Annotated in this window: 16 protein-coding genes; 5 read left to right on the top strand and 11 right to left on the bottom strand. The window is 51.4% G+C overall.

The genetic code is table 11. The features are described from left to right. Window positions 1-26 precede the first annotated feature (26 nt). The 3 genes from B4N58_RS09020 to B4N58_RS09010 all read right to left on the bottom strand — a co-directional run bounded on the left by B4N58_RS09020 (window position 27) and on the right by B4N58_RS09010 (window position 6,601). Window positions 27-1,991 carry a PrkA family serine protein kinase gene (locus B4N58_RS09020; RefSeq protein ID WP_050771217.1) on the bottom strand — a complete coding sequence of 655 codons (1,965 nt, stop codon included), beginning with the start codon at window positions 1,989-1,991 and terminating at the stop codon, window positions 27-29. Between the two features lie 199 nt (window positions 1,992-2,190). Next, on the bottom strand, window positions 2,191-3,990 hold the full coding sequence (locus B4N58_RS09015) for an MFS transporter (RefSeq protein ID WP_291748393.1): 1,800 nt from the start codon (window positions 3,988-3,990) through the stop codon (window positions 2,191-2,193). 115 nt (window positions 3,991-4,105) lie between these two features. Beyond that, window positions 4,106-6,601, bottom strand: coding sequence for an acyl-CoA dehydrogenase (locus B4N58_RS09010; protein WP_008251140.1), 2,496 nt, complete (start codon window positions 6,599-6,601; stop codon window positions 4,106-4,108). Window positions 6,602-6,988: 387 nt separating this feature from the next. Here B4N58_RS09010 and B4N58_RS09005 point away from each other — a divergent pair, with 387 nt between their 5' ends. Beyond that, window positions 6,989-7,453, top strand: a complete 465-nt coding sequence (locus B4N58_RS09005; RefSeq protein ID WP_008251138.1) for an SRPBCC family protein — start codon at window positions 6,989-6,991, stop codon at window positions 7,451-7,453. A gap of 52 nt (window positions 7,454-7,505) precedes the next feature. Beyond that, window positions 7,506-8,561 (top strand): saccharopine dehydrogenase family protein, encoded by a 1,056-nt coding sequence (locus B4N58_RS09000; RefSeq protein ID WP_040513248.1) that lies wholly within the window; start codon window positions 7,506-7,508, stop codon window positions 8,559-8,561. Between the two features lie 76 nt (window positions 8,562-8,637). Here the strand turns inward: B4N58_RS09000 and B4N58_RS08995 are convergent, their stop codons facing one another. Further along, window positions 8,638-9,477 (bottom strand): outer membrane protein assembly factor BamE, encoded by an 840-nt coding sequence (locus tag B4N58_RS08995; protein WP_008251134.1) that lies wholly within the window; start codon window positions 9,475-9,477, stop codon window positions 8,638-8,640. 261 nt (window positions 9,478-9,738) lie between these two features. On the opposite strand from B4N58_RS08995, the gene B4N58_RS08990 reads away from it, so the two are divergent. Together B4N58_RS08990 and ettA are read left to right on the top strand one after the other, a co-directional pair. Continuing rightward, on the top strand, window positions 9,739-10,881 hold the full coding sequence (locus B4N58_RS08990; RefSeq protein WP_291748380.1) for an NAD(P)/FAD-dependent oxidoreductase: 1,143 nt from the start codon (window positions 9,739-9,741) through the stop codon (window positions 10,879-10,881). A 38-nt stretch (window positions 10,882-10,919) separates the two neighbouring features. Next, window positions 10,920-12,581, top strand: a complete 1,662-nt coding sequence (gene ettA, locus B4N58_RS08985; protein WP_291748376.1) for an energy-dependent translational throttle protein EttA — start codon at window positions 10,920-10,922, stop codon at window positions 12,579-12,581. Window positions 12,582-12,635: 54 nt separating this feature from the next. Here the strand turns inward: ettA and B4N58_RS08980 are convergent, their stop codons facing one another. From B4N58_RS08980 to B4N58_RS08950, 7 genes are all read right to left on the bottom strand, one after another. After that, window positions 12,636-13,046, bottom strand: coding sequence for a cytochrome c-type biogenesis protein (locus B4N58_RS08980; RefSeq protein WP_291748374.1), 411 nt, complete (start codon window positions 13,044-13,046; stop codon window positions 12,636-12,638). A gap of 2 nt (window positions 13,047-13,048) precedes the next feature. Then, window positions 13,049-13,618 carry a DsbE family thiol:disulfide interchange protein gene (locus B4N58_RS08975; RefSeq protein WP_291748371.1) on the bottom strand — a complete coding sequence of 190 codons (570 nt, stop codon included), beginning with the start codon at window positions 13,616-13,618 and terminating at the stop codon, window positions 13,049-13,051. Beyond that, the gene (locus B4N58_RS08970) at window positions 13,615-15,606 is read right to left on the bottom strand and encodes a heme lyase CcmF/NrfE family subunit (RefSeq protein WP_291748369.1); all 1,992 of its coding nucleotides are present in this window, start codon (window positions 15,604-15,606) and stop codon (window positions 13,615-13,617) included. Before B4N58_RS08970 ends, B4N58_RS08975 begins: the two co-directional genes overlap by 4 nt. After that, window positions 15,603-16,010, bottom strand: coding sequence for a cytochrome c maturation protein CcmE (gene ccmE / locus B4N58_RS08965; RefSeq protein ID WP_291748367.1), 408 nt, complete (start codon window positions 16,008-16,010; stop codon window positions 15,603-15,605). Before ccmE ends, B4N58_RS08970 begins: the two co-directional genes overlap by 4 nt. Window positions 16,011-16,194: 184 nt before the next feature. Then, complete coding sequence (ccmC, locus tag B4N58_RS08960) at window positions 16,195-16,887, bottom strand: heme ABC transporter permease CcmC (RefSeq protein WP_040513247.1); 693 nt, start codon at window positions 16,885-16,887, stop codon at window positions 16,195-16,197. A 2-nt stretch (window positions 16,888-16,889) separates the two neighbouring features. Continuing rightward, window positions 16,890-18,212: a heme exporter protein CcmB gene (locus tag B4N58_RS08955; RefSeq protein ID WP_291748362.1), complete on the bottom strand. Its 1,323-nt coding sequence runs from the start codon at window positions 18,210-18,212 to the stop codon at window positions 16,890-16,892. After that, window positions 18,209-19,459 (bottom strand): tetratricopeptide repeat protein, encoded by a 1,251-nt coding sequence (locus B4N58_RS08950; RefSeq protein WP_291748359.1) that lies wholly within the window; start codon window positions 19,457-19,459, stop codon window positions 18,209-18,211. Before B4N58_RS08950 ends, B4N58_RS08955 begins: the two co-directional genes overlap by 4 nt. 129 nt (window positions 19,460-19,588) lie before the next feature. On the opposite strand from B4N58_RS08950, the gene B4N58_RS08945 reads away from it, so the two are divergent. Beyond that, window positions 19,589-20,404 carry a hypothetical protein gene (locus B4N58_RS08945; RefSeq protein ID WP_291748356.1) on the top strand — a complete coding sequence of 272 codons (816 nt, stop codon included), beginning with the start codon at window positions 19,589-19,591 and terminating at the stop codon, window positions 20,402-20,404. Window positions 20,405-20,407: the final 3 nt, after the last annotated feature.

Raw genomic sequence — 20,407 nt, 5'->3', positions numbered from 1 at the left:
GCAAACTCCCTATGCGTTTTGCGTGATCAAGACGCCTTTTTCACGCGCAAATGCCATTCCACCAACAAACGAACCTGTTTTTCGGTGTAGCCCTTGGCCACCATGCGATCGACAAAATTCTCGTGCTTTTCCTGGCTTTCTTTCGAACCTTTGTGATCGAAAGAAATAACAGGCAACAGGTCTTCGGTTTTCGAGAACATGCTGCGCTCGATGACTTCGCGCAACTTTTCGTAGCTGGTCCATGCAGGCATGGTGCCGGAATTGCTGGCCTGTGCACGCAACACAAAGTTAACCACTTCATTGCGGAAATCTTTTGGATTGGCAATACCCGCGGGTTTTTCAATCCGATTCAATTCCTCGTTCAGCGAGTCGCGATCAAAAATTTGCCCTGTAGCGGGGTCGCGGAACTCCTCGTTTTGAATCCATTTGTCAGCAAACTGTATGTAACGCTCGAACAGGTTTTGACCGTACTCGCTATAGCTTTCCAGGTAAGCGGTTTGAATTTCCTTGGCCACGAATTCTGCGTACTTGGGCGTCAGGTAGCTCTTGATGAAATCAAGATACTTCCGGGTTTGTTCCTCGGGCAGGTTGTCTTTAATCACCTGCTGCTCAAGCACATACAACAAATGCACTGGGTTGGCTGCCACTTCATGGTGGTCGAAGTTGAATACTTTGGACAATACTTTGTAGGCCCAACGTGTGGACGAACCGTTCATGCCCTCATCGGGTCCGGACTGGTCACGGTACTCCTGAATTGGCTTGGCATGGGGATCCACATCCTTGAGGTTTTCACCGTCGTACACCCGCATTTTGCTAAACAGATTGCTGTTCGCCGGTTCTTTCAAGCGGGTCAGAACACTGAACTGCGCCATCATGTTCAGGGTTCCAGGCGCGCAAGACGCCTTGTTTAATGATGAATGCTCAAGCAATTTCTCGTAGATTTTTACCTCTTCGGACACGCGCAGGCAGTAAGGCACCTTCACGATGTACACACGGTCCAGGAACGCCTCATTGGTTTTGTTGTTGCGGAACTGTTGCCATTCCGACTCGTTGCTGTGCGCCAGAATAATGCCGTCAAATGGAATGGAGCCAAAGCCTTCCGTGCCCTTGAAGTTGCGTTCTTGGGTGGCTGTGAGCAAAGGATGCAGCATTTTGATGGGTGCCTTGAACATTTCCACGAATTCGAGCAAACCCTGGTTGGCCAGGCACAGGCCACCGCTGAAGCTGTAAGCATCGGGATCGTCCTGGCTGAACTGGTTCAACATGCGAATGTCGACCTTTCCCACCAAGGCTGAAATATCCTGGTTGTTCTCGTCACCCGGTTCGGTTTTGGCAATCGCAATTTGATTCAAAGTTGAAGGCATTAAGCGAACCACCCGGAACTTGCGCAAGTCACCACCAAACTCAGCCAGACGCTTGGTGGCCCAGGGGCTGGCAATACCCGTCAAATAGCGGCGGGGAATGCCGTATTTGTCTTCAAGCGAAGCACCAAACTGGGCCGGATCGAACAAGCCCAATGGCGACTCGTTAATAGGTGAGCCCTTCAAGGCATAGATGGGTTGCTGCTCCATCAAGGCTTTCAAACGTTCAGCCAATGAGGACTTTGCGCTACCGACAGGCCCAAGCAGGTAAAGCACCTGTTTACGCTCCTCAAGACCCTGCGCGGCGTGGCGGAAATAGGCAACAATGTTTTCAATCACCTCCTCCATGCCATAGAACTCTTTGAATGAGGGGTAACGACGCACTACACGGTTGGCAAAAATACGAGACAAACGGGGATCGTGCCGGGTGTTGATGACTTCGGGTTCGCCAATGGCATGAAGCATGCGCTCAGCCGCGCTGGCGTATGTGAGGGGGTCGGCTTTGCACAGGTCGAGGTATTCTTCGAGGCTCATCTCGGTTTGCTGCAAAGCTGCAAAACGAGACTGAAACTGACCGAAAATGTCAGAATCGCTGGAATTCAAATCACGCGGTTCAAGCTCTGTGTTCATGATGTCCTCCTGCACAACGCTTCTTTGCCTTTTACTTCGGCCGTGAACCTATTTCGCGCCCAAAGCAATCACTTTCATCTCTCGAAAAAGTTGCAAAAAACAGGCCAGCTTGTTTGTTTACATTTTTGTGCTGTTTTGGTGCTTGCAACACTTTCGAATTAACTATGCTGTTACCACTATCTCCCTGCCAAGTGGGGTATCAAACCCCTGAAACGGTTAGAGCTTCTCTTTTGTTTAGACGCCAGACTGTTTGAGAAATTGCATTTTTTTCAGCTTTTTGTTGTCCCTGCTCTTCCATAAATTCCAGCACATTCATCACTACACCCTTTTTGGCCAACACGCCGGGCATGTCATCAAGACGATACTGTTTACGCAGAAGCTCAAACATGGGTTTATCAATAGCAATAGACCGGTTCTGCTGAATATGTGACGCGATCGCCTTGATTAATTCCTTTTGGGTATCAGTCTCAGAAAGTTTGCTGAATTCGAGCACAAAGCCGTGTTTGCGCAAGCGATTCACAAACCTGGATTGTTTTAACCGCCCCGAAAGCACCACTGTCATCTCGATGGGCAAACCCGCCATGCGTTGAAGGTAATTTTCATGAAGCAAAGTTGGGAACACAATGAGGTTGCCACCCGAATCACCGAGGTGATCCATGTTTTCAATACGTGGCAAGTATTTACCTGGCACCTTAAGCAGCAGTTGAGCGCGAAGCACCACATAAGGCTGCTTGAACAACCACAGGACCAAAACCACCACATTGATTGCGGTGACTGCAGTAAACACCCACAACACCTCGCCTTTCATGGCCAGCAAAATAGCGATTGCAAACCCGGCAGAAACAACCATGAAAAAAGAATTGACAATGTTGTTGGCTGACACCACCCGCGAGCGACTCTCCTTGGGTGCAAAAGCTTGCATGGTGGCGTATAGGGGCACGCTGTACAAACCAACGCCAATGCTAATCAACACAAAAAGCCCTAGAACAGCCAGATTATTCAACTGACTAAAAAACTCGACTACAGTTTGTTGATCGGGATTGGTTTGATAGGTCACCAACACCCAATGCAGCAACACACCCGCCACTATCATGACAAGCAGGCCCCACAGCACCAAACCCATTTCAATTCGCTTGCGCGACCATTTCTCGCACAAAAACGCACCAATACCCAAACCTACGGTAAAGGCAAACAGCAAGACGGTGGCCACGCCCGGGCTGGCATTGAGTAAGGTTTTAGACAACAGCGGAAACTGGGTCAAATAGGTTGCCCCTACAAACCAAAGCCAGGAAATTCCGAGCAAAGCAGGCCAAACCTTGGGCAAATTGGTTGCCAGACTAACATTGCGCCATGTTTCTGTGAACAGGTTCCAATTCACCTTCAGATCAGGCGAATGAGAGGGCGTCAACGGCATGCGCTGCGCTTGATACACACCCAACAGGGCCACCAGAAATCCAAACCCGCAAACGATGTAGACCGCTAGATTGCCGGTTTCTTGACTCATCAAACTACCCGCGGCAATTGTGCCCAACAAAATTGCCATAAAGGTTGCGGATTCGACCAAAGCATTGCCCATCATCAACTCGCTCGACTTGAGTTGTTCAGGCAAATAGGCATATTTTGCAGGACCGAAAAATGCAGATTGCGTACCCAGCAAAAATACGCCAAGCACAAGTAGTTCAACTGAATTCAGGAGAAATCCAGCAGCGGTAATCAAGACAATAGGCGGCTCTAGCCACTTGGCCAAACGCATGACCTTGGTTTTGTCGAACTTGTCGGCAAGTTGCCCGCTGGTGGCTGAAAAAATCACGAAGGGAAGAATGAACAGTGCTGCGATCAGATTAATGAGCAGGCCAGGAGAAAAACTGCCACGAAGCGCATCGTTGTAGGTCACCGCGAGGGTCACCGCGAACTTCAAAAGGTTGTCATTGAACGCGCCAAGAAACTGCGTCCAGAAAAATGCACCAAAACGATTGTCACGAATCAATTCAATTGCCATGTATTCAGCATAGCGCAAAAAATTCTGAACGAGTAACAAAAAAGGCCCCGCTTTCGCGAGGCCTTTCGATGTTTTCACTACAACAAAATATTGTCGAAAAACTTGCCCTTTAAAATCAAGCAGCTGCCTTGTACTCAGTGACAGGCTTGGCTTCAATGATCTCGTCAGGAATTTGACCATTGGTACGCAAATAGTCTTTGCTGAAGTCGTCTGTCAGGATCGCATCGAAACGAATTGGCTCGTACTCGCGGATGCCTTGGGCCAGATCTGGGCTGATGACGTTTTTGGCCACAGCGTCTTTCAACTGGGCTTCCAGACCTTCACCCACCACCTTGCCTGAAGACACTGCTTTCAGGAAGTTGCTGTAACCAGGCTCGATGGACAACAGCTTGTCGGCAGCTTCCAGAATGCGCCCTGTCGGGTCAGACAAACCTTCACCCACGAACACCTTGTCAAGCAAGCGATTGGCGAAAGCATTGCGAGTCATCAAGAGTTCAGCCACTTCAGCATTCACCTTGTCGCTTGGACCCTTGGTTTTGCCCATGCCCAATGGGTAAGCCACGAAACTCAGCAGCTTGCCAACAGCCTTGTTGGGGAAGTTGCGGTTGAACTCGGTGAATGCCTTGTCGATTTCGAACAAAGAGTCTTCAATCGCCCATTGTGCATGTGGCAGCTCATCGGCCAACCGACCGTTGGTTTCAAAGTACTTCAGCACCGCTGTGGCCATGTACAGGTGGCTCAACACGTCACCCAGGCGGGCGGACAGGCGTTCACGGCGCTTCAGTTCGCCACCCAGTACGCCCATGGCCACGTCGGCGGTGAATGCCAGTGCAGCAGAACGGCGCTCAATGGCTTTTGCATAGTCGGCCATGGGGCCGCTGACCGGGCTTTTCGCCAGGCGGTTGCCTGTCAAACCCAGAACCAAGGCACGCATGGCGCGGTTGAAAATATGACCCAAGTGACCAAAGAATGCAGTGTCGAAATCACGCAGACCTTCTTCTTTGTTGGGGTTCTGGGCAGCCTGCATTTCTTTCAGGACCCAAGGATGACAACGGATTGCACCCTGACCAAATACGATCAGGTTACGTGTCATGATGTTCGCGCCTTCAACTGTAATGGCAACTGGCATGGCCTGGTAAGCCTGACCCAAGTAGTTGCGTGGGCCAAGAATAACGGTGCGGCCACCGTGTACGTCCATGGAGCGCAGAATGATTTCACGCATCATTTCGGTCATGTGGTACTTCATCATGGCAGTAACTACTGAAGGTGCGCATTCTGCACAGGCAGTTGCGGTCAATACACGCGACGCTTCAAGTTTGTATGTCAGGCCACCGATTTTACCGGTTGCTTCCTGAACACCTTCAAAACGGCCGATCGGCATTTTGAACTGGCGACGAATGCGTGCGTAAGCGCCGGTGGCAAGGTACATGCCCCAACCGGAGGCTGCAGACAAAGCTGGCAATGAAATACCACGGCCTGCTGACAAACACTCAACCAGCATTCTCCAGCCTTTGCCAGCCATTTCGCGGCCACCAATGATGGAGGTCAGTGGGATGTAAACGTCGTTACCAATGATTGGGCCGTTCATGAACACCGCACCTGGGAAGTGGCGGCGACCAATTTGAACATTGGGAGTGTCGGCAGGCAACAAGGCACAGGTAATGCCGTAGTCGACCTTGTTTTTGTCACCCAGCAACCCTTCAGGGTCTTTCAACTTGAATGCCAAACCAACCACAGTGGCCACTGGGGCCAAGGTGATATAACGTTTGCTGAAGTTCAGCACAATGCCCAGTTCTTCTTTGCCATTCACCACGCGCTTCACAACAACACCAGTGTCAGGGATTGCTGAGGCATCGGAGCCCACTTCAGGACCGGTCAAACCGAAACATGGAATTTCGCGACCATCTACCAAGCGTGGTAGCCAGTAATCTTTCTGCTCTTGCGTACCATAGTGCATGATCAGCTCGCCTGGGCCCAAGGAGTTGGGAACCATCACGGTCACTGACGCGGTCAGCGAACGCGTTGCAATCTTCGCGACCACACAGCTTTGTGCGTAAGGGGAGAAACCCAAACCGCCGTGTTCCTTGGCGATCAACATGGCAAAGAATTTCTTCTTGCCCATGAAATCCCACACTTCTTGCGGCAGGTCTTTCAATTCGAAAGTGATCTTCCAGTCGTCGAGCATTTTGCACAGCTCTTCGGTCTCATTCTCGAGATAAGACTTTTCATCGGCAGTCAGCTCGGTGTACTTCACGTTCATCAGCTTGGACCAATCTGGCTTGCCACCGAACATTTCGGCTTCCCACCAAGTGTCACCTGCTTCAAGCGCGTCCTTTTCAGTGGGGCTCATGGCTGGCAGGGCCTTGCTGAAAGCCTTGAAAATTGGTGCAGTCAGCACACCGCGGCGCAGGCTGGATACATTCAGCACCACGGCGATGGGCAGATAAATTGCAGCAAAAACAATGAGGCCAAACTCACCGAGACCACCCAAAGCATAGAAGCCCAAAGCAGACGCGCCGATTGCGGCGGTGAAGGTCAGCAGGTTCGCACCGCTGTAGACGAGGCCGATCAGCACAACTGCTGAGAAAACGGCGAAAAGAGAATTTGACATGTTTATACCCCTTGAATGTCATCAAAGTTACTTCTAAGTTACTTAGGCGTAACATGCGCTTTCAGTGAACAACTGTCAACCTCATTGCACCAAAAAAACAGCGACTTTTCTAGAGCCTCAATTCGAAAAAAATCAATGATTTACATTGCAGCGCAGCATAATCTCTCGGCTCAATAGAAGAGAATCAATCTGGGCAACGGTTTGAACACACAATCACTCGAGTGCACCGCAACACAGCTGTTTTTGGTTGAACCCGGTATTTCACGAGATTTCACAAGCCCCCGATCAAGCGCCACCCAGTTGCCTCATCGGGCTAACAAGCGCGCCAATTAACCGATACACTTCAACCCATGCAGTACAACATCCACAATAAAAAGCGAGGGACATATGGCAGTTAACGTGAATGTGAAAATCGAAAAATCGTTCAAAGTGGCATGCAGTGCCAAGAAAGCATTCGACCAGTTGGCAGATGTTGCAGACACCGTGGCCCTGTTTCCCAAACTGGACAAAATTGTTGATCTTGGCGATGCGGTGTGGCGCTGGGAAATGGCGAAGATTGGTGCAGCAGGTATTTCTCATCAAGTGAAGTACGCAGTGAAATACACAAACGACGGCAAATCGAAAATCGACTGGAATCCGGTTCCTGGCGAAGGCAATGCCACCGTGTCGGGCGGCTGGGTGATTAAGGAAGACAGCCCCAAGGCATGTACAATCTCGTTCCGCTCCACCGGCGAGTTCGAAATGCCTGTGCCCAGACTGATGAAAGGAATTGCAGAAGGCATTGTGAAATCTGAATTCGACGCACAGGTCGGTACGTTTCTCGATCGCGTAAAAGCCAAACTGGAATCTTGAACAAAACAACAAGGGAGCCCTACACGGGCTCCAAAGCGCTTTAGGAGACGCAATGCCCTGGATGATTTACGGTGCCAATGGTTACACCGGTGAAATGATTGCACGTGAAGCCGCCAAACGCGGCATGCGCCCCATTCTGGCAGGTCGCAACGAGGCAGCAGTGACGGCCTTGGCCAACAAATTGAGTTTGCCTAGCCGTGTCTTTTCATTGAATGATGAAGCTGCGGTGCTTGAAGGTTTGAATGAGGTTGATCTGGTTTTGCATTGTGCAGGCCCGTTTTCAGAGACAGCCGAGCCAATGATGATGGCTTGCCTGCAGACCAAAACACACTACCTGGACATCACTGGTGAAATTTCAGTGTTCGAGTTGGCCCAGTCACTGAGCGGCAAGGCGCGCAAACAAAAAATTGTGCTGTGTCCTGGCGTAGGGTTCGACGTGATTCCCACAGATTGCGTGGCTTCCCGCCTGCATGAATTGTTGCCTGATGCAACACACCTGGCATTGGGATTTGATTCCCGAAGCGGACTGTCGGCTGGCACCGCCAAAACAACAGTCGAAGCCATGAAGCTGGGTGGACGGGTGCGAGAAGATGGTGAAATCAAGGCGGTAGGCTTGGGTTACAGTACCCGTGAAATCAACTTTGGCAATGGCACCAAATTTGCAGTCACGATTCCTTGGGGCGATGTATCCACGGCATTCCACAGCACTGGGATTCGGAATATTGAGGTGTACATTCCTTCCTCACCTAAATCGGTACGGATGATGCGCGCTGCAAACCTGGCCCGCCCTATTCTAGGCATGTCTCTGATTCAAGGCATTCTGAAAAAACAGGCTGCGAAAGTGGAAGGGCCCAACGAAGAACAACGTGCCAAGATGCCAGCTTATGTGTGGGGTGAGGCAACGAATGCCGAGGGCAAAAAAGTGGTGGCGCGTGTAAAAACGGCCAACGGATATTCTTTGACAGTGATGGGATCACTGGCAGTGGCCAGCTTTATTTTGATGGAGAAGAATGTGGCAGGTGGCGCATACACTCCATCAAAACTGATGGGCAGTGATCTGGTTGAGCGTCTCGATGGCTGTGGAAAAATTCAGATTTTCGAACAGTAAATTCTCCAAGCAATCACCATAAAAAAAAACCCCTTGCTGTTTGATTCAGCAAGGGGTTTTTCATTCAGGCCAAGAATTACTTCTGAAATTCTTCGCGTTGAATTTTCCAGGCACCACTGGCCTTGGACAAAGTTAGTACCTTAATACCTGAGTCATTGTAGCGATTCGATGAATAGTCTTGTTTGAACTTGACGGTGGCCAAGGCCTCGGACTGCACATCAATTTGTACATCAGACACGCTGACAGAAATGGTTTCTTTGTCAGACAAGCGTGCGCGACGCTGACCTTCCCATGCAGCGCGAGACTTTTTACCGTGTTCAAAAGTATCTGCATAGAAACCCAAATAGCCTTGAACGTCTTTGGAAGACCAGGCTGCGGCCCAGTTGCTCAACATATCGTTGATTGCCGCAGCATCGCCCACATCGGCACCAACAGCCAAACTGGGTTCTGGAGCCATCACTTCGCCTGCGCTGGCTTCGGGCGCTGCAACAGCAGACGCATCAACTGCCGGCGCCTCGGCAGGGGCTTCAGCCACAGGGGCTGGCGGTGGGGTTAACGGTGCCAAGCGCACCACTTTTTGGTCTTTAAAGTAAACAGCATAGGGTACGAATTCTTCGCTGGCTCCCTGTCCTTTTTTCAACACATAGTCCCAGCGATCGTCCTGATCTTTCGCGCTCAACATGGGCATACCCAAACGGTTTTGCACCTGAAGCGGCGACATGCCCAGCTTGATTCGGGCCAAATCGATATTCGTGATGAAATCACGCGGACCCACGTGTTCGAAATCGGAATCCAGATACTCAGGAATGTCTTTGATGCCTGTAATTGATCCGCAAGCGGCCAAAACAGTCACTGACAAAGCCAAGGCTGCGGTTTTGATAAAACGAGAAGTGCCGACGCGATCAAATGTACTCAAAGTTGTCTCCCTTTGATGTGTATTGTGTAAAAGTCGTTTGATAATAAAGGAATGTAGCAAGCCTAACTGAGAATATGGCTTGAAAACCGAATGTCTACGCGCATCTTAACCAATGCCACTCTGTTTGGTAAACACCCGTATACATTTGGATTGCGCTTACAATGCCAGTACTCAGCGTTTACGATAGCGATTGGCGATTGGTAAACACCAACTATAGAAATTGACTATTGAAATTCAAGTGCAACACACAGGATTAAAACTATGAACACCACCATCATTGGCAGCGGCGTGGCCGCTTGGACTTTGGTACGAGAACTCCGCAAAGCAGACCCCGAGGCGGAAATTCGCCTGATTACCGCGGACAGCGGTGACTTTTATTCCAAGCCTATGTTGAGCAATGCACTGGCCAGCGGCAAGACAGCCGAAAGCCTGGTGATGACACCAGCAGCCAAATTTGCAGACCAGCAAAAAGTTGAACTGGTCGCCAATACAAACGTGAGCTCGATCGATGCATCAACGCGCAAATTGGCCAGCAGCGCAGGCGAGTTCAGCTACGACAACCTGGTATTGGCTCTGGGTGCCGACACCATCAAACTGCCGATTGAAGGTGCTGGTGCTGGCGATGTGGTGAGCGTGAACGACCTGAATGATTATGCGGAATTCAGAAAACTGCTGGACGGCAAGAAAGAAGTCGCAGTGCTGGGTGCGGGTTTGATTGGTTGTGAATTTGCCAACGATTTGTTGAAAGCTGACATTCACACCACCGTGTTTGACTTGGCCGATCGTCCTTTGGCTCGACTGTTGCCCGAACAAGCCAGTTCCTTCATGCAAAACAAACTGGCCGAGAAAGGCGTGAGCTGGAAACTGGGTCGCACAGTGAGTTCCGTTGTAAAGAACGGGGCAGGCTACACACTCACTGATTCCACAGGCGAAACAACCCAAGCTGATTTGGTGTTATCAGCCGTCGGCTTGAAGCCACGTACTGAACTTGCGAAACATGCGAATCTTGATGTGTCGCGCGGCATCGTGGTGAACAACCTTGGACAGACCAGCAACAAAAACATTTATGCCTTGGGTGATTGCGCAGAATACCTGGGCAAGTTCGTTCTGCCCTACATCATGCCAGTGATGCAAGCCGCACGCGCCATGGCGCAAACACTGGCAGGCAAGCCCACCGAGATCAAATTCCCGGCCATGCCGGTCAGCATCAAAACGCCCGATTGCCCGGCAGTGGTCAACCCACCTTTGCCTGAACATGAAGGCGAATGGGAAATTACAGCGGACGAGAACGGTGTGAAAGCCTTGTTCAAGGGCAAGGACGGCGCCCTGCTTGGCATGGCCTTGCTGGGTGAGGCCAGCAAAGAACGCCAAGCTTTAACCCCCCAACTGCCTGCGATGATTTAAAATTGCGGCAACGTTAAACCTATTGAATTGGAAACCGAATGGCCCAGTACGTCTACAGCATGAACCGCGTGGGGAAAATTGTTCCCCCCAAGCGCCAGATCTTGAAAAACATTTCGCTGAGCTTTTTCCCCGGCGCGAAAATTGGTGTGCTGGGCTTGAACGGCTCTGGCAAATCCACCTTGCTGAAAATTATGGCGGGTGTGGACAAAGACATCGAAGGCGAAGCCGTGCCCATGCCCAATTTGAACATTGGGTATTTGAGCCAGGAACCTGAACTGAACCCGGAACACACTGTGCGCCAAGCTGTTGAAGAAGGCCTGGGCGAACTGGGCATGGCCCAGCAAAAACTGGAAGAAATTTACGCTGCCTATGCCGACCCGGAAGCCGACTTTGACAAGCTGGCTGAAGAACAAGCCAAGTGGGAAGCGGTCATTTCTGCCGCAGGCAATGATGCAGAACACTTGATGGAAATTGCAGCCGATTCACTGCGCCTGCCACCCTGGGAAGCCAATGTGGCCAATTTGTCCGGTGGTGAAAAACGCCGGGTGGCTTTGTGTCGCCTGTTGATGAGCAAACCGGACATGTTGCTGCTCGACGAGCCCACCAACCACCTGGACGCTGAATCAGTGCACTGGCTTGAACAGTTCCTGCACAAGTTCCCCGGCACTGTGGTTGCTGTAACCCACGACCGCTACTTCCTGGACAACGCTGCGGAATGGATTCTGGAACTGGACCGTGGATCTGGCATTCCATGGAAAGGCAACTACAGTTCCTGGCTGGACCAGAAACAGGATCGCCTGAAGCAGGAAGAAAGCAGCGAAAGCGCTCGCCAGAAAGCCTTGAAGAAAGAATTGGAATGGGTTCGTCAAAACCCAAAAGGCAGACAAGCCAAGTCAAAGGCGCGTATTGCACGCTTTGAGGAATTGTCGAGCCATGAATACCAGAAGCGTAACGAGACACAGGAAATTTTCATTCCTGTGGCAGAGCGTTTGGGCAATGAAGTCATCGAATTTGAAAATGTGAGCAAAGCCTTTGGCGATCGCTTGCTGATTGACAACCTGAGCTTCAAGATTCCACCCGGCGCAATTGTGGGTGTGATCGGCCCCAACGGTGCGGGTAAATCTACCCTGTTCAAAATGCTGGCGGGCACTGAACAACCCACAAGCGGCAACATCAAAATAGGTTCAACCGTGCGCATGGCTGTGGTTGACCAAACGCGTGATTCCTTGCCGAACGACAAAACCGTGTTCGATGGCGTGGCCGATGGCGCAGACATTCTGACAGTGGGCAAGTTCGAGATGCCTTCACGTGCTTACCTGGGCCGCTTCAACTTCAAGGGCGGCGACCAGCAAAAATTGATCGGCAATTTGTCCGGTGGTGAACGTGGCCGTTTGCATTTGGCCAAAACCTTGATTTCTGGCGGCAACGTGTTGCTGCTGGACGAACCATCAAACGATCTGGATGTGGAAACACTGCGTTCGCTGGAAGACGCGCTGCTGGAATTTGCGGGCACTGTGCTGGTGACATCGCACGACCGCTGGTTCCTGGACCGCATTGCCACACACATTCTTTCCTGTGAAGGCGATTCCCAGTGGGTGTTCTTTGATGGCAACTTTCAGGAATACGAAGCCGACAAAATCAAGCGACTTGGTGAAGAAGGTGCTCGCCCGAAGCGAGTGCGCTATAAGCCATTGAAGTAAAGCTGTTGTTTGATACAAAAAAACCGAACCCTGAGCAATCACGGTTCGGTTTTTTTATTTCTTCGCTTCGCGTTTTTTTGCGTCGTCGTAAAGTTTTTCTGCCCAGTCACTGTCGCCGGCCATGGTGGGGGGCATTTCATCTTTTGGTATTTTGTAACCCTTGCCCACTTTGCGCGCCAACACCACCGCAATTACCAACACCACAAAAGGTCCCAACCACAACACCGCATTTTCCATGCTATACGCGGGCTTGTAGATCACAAACTCGCCATAGCGATCTTGCATATAGCTTTTAATTTCTTCGTTGGTTTTGCCAGCACGAATTTGCTCGGCAATTTTGTCTTTCAAATCGACGGCCAAAGAAGCATGAGAATCAGCCAGCGACTGGTTCTGGCACACCAAGCAACGCAACTCACTGGCCACTTCCTTGTACTGTTCTTTCTCAGCTGCATTTAGATCATTCATATTCATCGGGAAGCCTCTATTGCGGGCAGTGCCATGCTGTCGAAATAATCAGCGGGAATTGGCCCCACCTGCTTGTGAATGATCGTGTTGTTGGCGCTCATTAAAAAAGTTTCGGGCACGCCATACACACCCAATTCAATGCCGTACTGACCTTGCTGGTCTACCAGGATCAAGTCATAAGGATTACCGTATTGCGCCAGCCAACGGCGGGTGTTGGCCAGGTCGTCTTTGTAAGCCAAGCCCACCAGCTTGATTTTGTTCTGTTTTGCCAAAGCAATGAAATGCGGGTGCTCCACCAAGCAAGCCTGGCACCACGATGCGAACACATTCAGTACCCACGGCTGGCCTTTCAATTCATCGATGTTTTGAAGGGTTTGAATGTCGGCAATTTGCACTGCATCAGCCTCTGGCCCGTTAAAGCTGAGCACGGGAAGCACTACCGCAGGCGCGGGCTTACCAATCAATGCGGAGGGTAATTTCTTGGGGTCAAGCCACAAACCACGGAGCAAAAACACACCCAAAAACAACAAGACCAAAATTGGCAAATACAGGCGCAAGCGTTTCTTGATCATGCCGCCACCGCATTCTTTCTGGGCCGGTAACGGCGATCAAACACGGTAAGCAAACCACCCAGTGCCATCAAAGCACAACCCCACCAAATCAGGTTGATCAATGGCTTGTAATACAGGCGCACGCCCCACGCCCCGGCGTTTTCACTGCTTTGAACGGCATCGCCGAGGCCGATGTACACGTCGGAAAACCAATCGCTGTGAATGGCCGCTTCAGTCATGATTTGCTCTGAACTTTGATAGCGACGTTTCTCCGGTTCCAGCAAGTGGATCAAGGTGCCATCGCCACGCGTTAACTCGAACACGCCCAGAGCAGCCACATGGTTTTGCCTCTGTACGGAATCAACGCCAATGAAAGTGACACGCCATGGGCCAATTTCAGAGGTTTCTCCTGGCTTAAGCACAGAATCAGTTTCAGTCTCGAAGGTTTTTACCCAGCTGACACCCACCACAAACACCGCCACTCCCAAATGCGCAAGCACCATGCCCCAATAGGACAAGGACAAACGGCGTATGCGATACAGCAAACCGCTTTCGGGAATGTTGGCCCCTGCTTTGCGTGTGGCCACCGCTGCGTGGGCCAGCGTGGCCACCGCCATGAACACCGCACACACCACACCAACAGCCCACAACAGGCTGAAATAACCATTGAATAGCGCTGCGCCCAACAACACCAGCACAGCCACAGCAAAAGCCACCGCCCCCGGCTTGATATATTGCGCCAAACGCGTTTCGCGCCAGCGTGAATCAGGGCCCAATGCCATCAGTAAGACCGCAGGCAACAAAATAGGCGCAAACATGGCCTCGAAGTAAGGTTGCCCCACCGACATTTTTCGACCACCAATCACCTCGACGACCAAAGGGTAAAGGGTGCCCAACATCACAGCCACCAAAGCAGCACTCATCAGCACGTTGTTGGACAACAGCAGCGACTCGCGCCCAGTGGCCTTGAAGTTACCACCCTGCCCCACCTCGCCTGTTTTAAGGGCATACAGAATGTAGGAAGAACCCACCACAAGAAACAACAAGGCAAGAATGAACACGCCACGTTCAGGGTCTGTTGCGAAAGCATGCACCGAGGTAAGCACACCCGAGCGAACCAGAAATGTACCCAACAGCGACAGAGCAAACGTGGTGAGCGCCAGCAGCAAAGTCCAACTGCGCAAGGCACCCCTTTTTTCAGACACGGCCAAAGAGTGGATCAATGCTGTACCCGCCAGCCATGGCATCAAGGATGCGTTTTCAACGGGGTCCCAAAACCACCAACCACCCCAGCCCAGTTCGCGATAAGCCCACCAGCTGCCCAATGCAATACCCATGGTCAAAAAGGCCCAGGCCACATTGGTCCAGGGGCGGCTCCAGCGTGCCCAGGTCATGTCGAAGCGCCCCTCGAGCAAACCTGCCACTGCGAAAGCAAAAGTCACTGCGAAACCTACATAACCCATGTACAACAGGGGCGGATGAATGATCATGCCAATGTCTTGCAGCAGCGGGTTAAGGTCTCGTCCATCTACAGGTGTGGGGTACAGGTATTCAAAGGGGTTGCTGGCAATTAACAAATAAAGCAGAAAACCCACCAGCACCAATTGCAAGGTGGCCAGTACGCGCACTTTGAAACAGGCAGACACCTCGAATTTGGCCCATGCCACTGCTTGAGTCCAACCCGCAAACATGAGCACCCAAAGCAAAAATGAGCCTTCATGAGAACCCCAGCTTGCGGCCACTTTGTAAAAAACCGGCAGAGCCAGGTTGGAATTTTCAGCCACGTTGCGAACTGAAAAATCGCTGATCACAAAGGAATAGACCAAACCAACAAAGGCAATACTGACCAGCCCAGAGACCAGCAACACATTGCGTTGAATCGATTTCAACAAAGGAACTGCTGGATTATGGTTGTACACGCCGCGCACTGCGGCGAACCCCGCTACCGCACCAAACAGGGCCAAGACAGTGGCCAGGGCCAGGCTAAACTGCGAGATGAGAGCGATCACTCTTGAACTCCAGGTGGCATGTAGTCCTCATCGTGTTTGGCCAACACCTCAGAGGCTTTGAATGTGGTGCCGTCCCATTGGCCATCTGCGACAACGCCTGTGCCTTCCTTGAATAAATCCGGAACAATGCCATTGAACTCAACCGGCACTTTGTTGTTCAGGTCGCTGACCACGAAACGAACTTTCAATGAGTCGGCCTCGCGTTGAACGCTGCCCACCTCGACCATGCCACCCAGGCGATAGGTTTTTTCACCTGTGGGCACTTCGCCACCCAGTATTTGAGTGGGGGTGTAGAAAAAAACCAGGTTCTCGTTAAACACTTTAACCAAGGCAATACCAAAACCCAAAGCCACCACAACAATGGCTGCCAGCCAAGCCGCGCGATGCGCGCGTGCATTACTCATTGCCTACCCCTTTACCGAGCCCAACCATTCGGTCATCTCTCTTTTTTTGACGAACCAGATCGGTTTTGCTGGGGCCTGCTCGGCCAGCCAACACACCATCCACAACCAGAATCAAGAGGCTTAAACCTACGCAAGCCCAAATTGTTTGCCATGCATCAAGAATCATTGTTTTGCCTTCTGCCCTTTACACCCAACGCCTTTGTACCAACAAACGCCGCGCTCGGTTCAACACCGAGCTGGCACAAATCAACCAGAACCCCAACACGCTGAGCCACATGCCCATGGCAATGTCAGGGTGAATTCGGCTGCCACTCATCGACACGCTGTAACCCTGATGAAGCGTATTCCAGAAAACCACCGAGAGGTAAATCAAGGGAATGTTCACAGCACCAATCAACAGCCCAACAGCCAATACACGATCAGCCTTGGCCGGGTTGGTGGTCAGTTGGCCCAAAGCAATGAGACCCAGATAAATGAACAACAGCAAAAGCTCGGAAGTCATCCGGGCATCCCAAACCCAGTAGGTACCCCATGTGGGTTTGCCCCATAGCGCACCAGTGACCAGGGCCAACACAGTCATCCAAGCACCGGTAGGCAACAAAGCCCGCATCATCACTGCAGATACATCACTGCGATACACCCAATTCAAACCTGCATAGGCACAGGCCACCAAATACAGGAACATCGACATCCAGGCGGCTGGAACATGCACATAAATGGCCCGATACACCTCGCCTTGCTGCCCATCGACAGGAGCCAGAAACAAACCCGTGTACAAACCAAACCCCAGCAGCAGCACGCCCGCTGCGAGCAGCCACACCCAAAGCCAACTGGCCAGGGCGTGGAATTTGGGGGGTGAAGCCAACTGTGCAAACATCACTATTCCTGTATTAAACCAACAAGGCGCTTGGCCACGAATGGCCCCAGCAAACAACCCAACATTCCCACACTCGCAAGCACAGCGAGCGGCGCAATTGCACTGCGACCCAAGCCATTGGCCTGACTGGCCTCAAGCCCAAAAATTAAAACCGGGACCAACAATGGCAAAGCCAACAAATAGACCAGAACTGCACCACCGCGGGTCAACATCACCAACAGGGCAATCAATCCCAATACAGGTGCCACAGCCCAAATACCCAGGCTCAAAGCCAAGGCCAAGTCGAAGGTTTGCGTGGCGTGCAAACCCAGTTGTAACGCCACCAGACCAGTAACAGGTACCAGCACGGTCACTTGGCACAGCACCAAAAATATAACCCTCACCAACCAATACAAAGCGATATTATCGGGATTAAGGCCTGATACAAAACCAAGCCAAGCTGTGCGGTGATCTTCTGCAAACCAGTCTTTGGCACCCAACATCAATGCGAGCAACAAGCTGACCCACACGGCCACCTGTGCAAATTCGGCGCTTGGCTTTCCAAGCCCGATTCCAAAAAAACTCAACACCATCCAGTGAAACAAAGCACCCCACAACAGGGCTTGTGGATTGCCCAAAGCCACCGCCCAATCGCGTTTGAGCAATGCACGCAAATTGACTTTTGCGGCCTGCTCGATTGCTTGAGTACGAGCATCACCCACGCCAGCATCCGTTGAGAAATCTCCGATCAAGGCACCCTGGTCAATCCTGCCTTCTTTCACGGAGACGCCCGCCAAGTGCTGTGTTAATACCGATGCATCCACATGTGTGGCCATCAGTACAATGCCACCCCGCTGTAAATGCGCGGCCAACACCCTGGCCAATGTTGCAACGCCTTGGTGGTCCAGTGCATTCAAAGGCTCATCGAGCAACCACACCCTGAACTGCCCAGCCATCAAGGTACACAGACCCAAACGTGCACGTTGCCCTGAGGACAGGGTTCCAATTCGCTCGTATTGCCAATTGGCCAACCCTACCCTGTCAAGCAACGGTTCAATTTGGGCACTGTCAACGCCCAAATGATCCAACACAATCTGCAGATGTGTGTGGACCAACAATTCATCGCGCAGGCCAAACTCGGGCTTGAACAAAACACACTGGCCCGGCAACGCATTACTCATCAACCTCAGCAAGGTCGACTTTCCAACGCCGTTTCCACCACGAATCACATTGATCTCACCCGGCATTAATTCAAATCCGATTGGGCCAGACAACACCACACCAGCTGCTTCCAGTGCCTGCGTTCTAACTTGCAGGCGAGTGGCGGAGAGTGAAATATGCATCATCGATTGGCCGTAAGTTCCGGCAAACTTAAATCCACACCTGAAGCGAGTTGATTGCGGGAAAGCGTTTGCCAACTTGACTCGATATCACCCATACCAGTTTGGGCCATGCCTTGAATCGACAAACGTGCTTGAATATGAACCGTGTCGGGCATGGCTGCAACGCCACCCTCCTGGATAAAGTCACCTGGCCCTATTCGCACAGCCTGTTCACCCACCGTCAATTGAGATGCGGGTACACGAACCACAGCCAAGGGCATGCCAGGGCCAGGCTGCGCCTTTAAGAAAACAAACAGTGCAGAGTTTTCTTTCAATCTACTTAAGGCTGCCTCGGGAATAGTGACGTTCACGGAAGTGAGAATGTCCTCGGGCCTTGGGTTTGAATTTTTCAAACTGGCTTGCTGAACCTGGCTAAGCAATTGCCAGTACACCTGCGCTTTGTCATTGTCACCGGCTTGCTCCGCTGCACTTGCAGCCAAGGCAAGCGCCTTTTCATGGCGGGGATCGCTTTGCAGCGCAGCTGCAATGTAAGTTTCAGGCTCACCTGCCAGTTGCCTGCCCTGTGCCATCGCGGTCATGTCAGCAAGATCCGCAAGAATGTCTGGATGCCCTGGCGTTAATTCCAGCGCTTTTTTCAAAGCATTCGCACTTTCAAGGTAATTGGACATGGAGGCATGTGTTCGTGCCAGCAGTACCCAACCACGCAAATCATCAGGCTGCTGCGCAAGCCTTGCTTGCAAGCCCGCAAGCCGGTCCTCGAGACTGGCACCATCGCCAGGATGCCCGGCGGAAGCAACCACTGATTGATCAACACTGGGCGCAAGCGCATTCACAGAGTTCGCTTCAGGCCATTTCAACACACCGGGATGTATTGCACCAATGAGGTAGGTAAACAAAACCGCAAACCCCAAACTGGCCACGATCAACCATGACATGGTATTTGGTCGCGCCCAAGACGGACGAAGGGGAGAAACAACTGCGGCCGAAGCCATGTGCGGCTTGCTCTCGCTGGCCATGGTTAGCCAATTGTCGATCAATACCTGTTTACTGGAAGTGTCGAGCGTGGGGTCTGTTTCGATTTCCTGGCGCCGGTTCAAAAAAGCCCGCCACTCAGGGCTTTCTTCCAGAGACCCTACCTCATTCGTGGTTTTTTGATCATTGGAGAAAAAAAATCCTTTCCACGCAAAATACAGGCAAAATACTAGGAAAAACAGGAAGATAAAGCCGACAAAGGCCACGTCAAGACTCAATTGTTAACCCCCAGACATGAAGTAGGGATACTAACATCACCAATGATCACGTAACATTAACGGCTATACAGAATTAAGCGTAAACCCTGAGCAGCATTACCTCTGACCATTCGCCTAGGCGCTGAACACATGATTCAGGACAACCTGTTCAACTACAAACGATTTGTTTTCCTGAAATGGGCCTTGCTGCTGACGCTCATTTCATCGTTTGCCTACCTTTTCGATCAACCAAGAATCAATGCCAATGGCGGAACCTGGCTGGGCTATACCCTGGGAACCATTGGTGCCCTACTCATTGTTTGGCTGATGTGGTTTGGTGTACGCAAGCGCCAGTACGCCAACGAAACAGGCAACCTACGCGGCTGGGTATCCGCACATATTTATTTGGGCTTGGCTCTGTCGGTGGTAGCAACATTGCACACCGGCTTTCAGATTGGCTGGAACGTGCATTCGTTGGCATATGTGCTGACCATGGCAACCATTGGCACAGGTGTTTGGGGACTCAGTTTTTATTTGCGTTATCCCACTGAAATGTCGAACGTTCTGAATCGCCAAAGTCCCGAACAAATAGTGGAACAAATTCAAACCCTCGACCGCGAGGCACAAAAACAGCTTAAGAATGTAGCTGATATGGTCGGGCGTGTTATCGCTGCTTCACACAAACAAAGCATTTACCCCAACCGCAAAAGCCAACGCAGGGGGAATGTTAAAGACTGCGCCACCGAGAATGCTGTCAATTATCTGCAGCGGGAAATGACGCAGGCTGACAACCTCTCTGACCTGTACAGAAACCAGGTGCAGCGATTGCGCGCCTTGAAACAATTGCGCCGTTATTACCACTTACGGTACTGGCTTGAGCTGTGGCTATCCATCCACGTTCCATTGTCATTTGGCCTTCTGGCGGCGTTGATTACGCACGTGCTGTCTGTTTTTATTTACTGGTAAGCG

Source organism: Limnobacter sp. UBA3528 (assembly GCF_002377005.1).
Taxonomy (GTDB): Bacteria; Pseudomonadota; Gammaproteobacteria; order Burkholderiales; family Burkholderiaceae_B; genus Limnobacter.
Note: the sequence above shows the minus strand (reverse complement) of the source record. Positions and strands in the feature narration are given on the sequence as shown.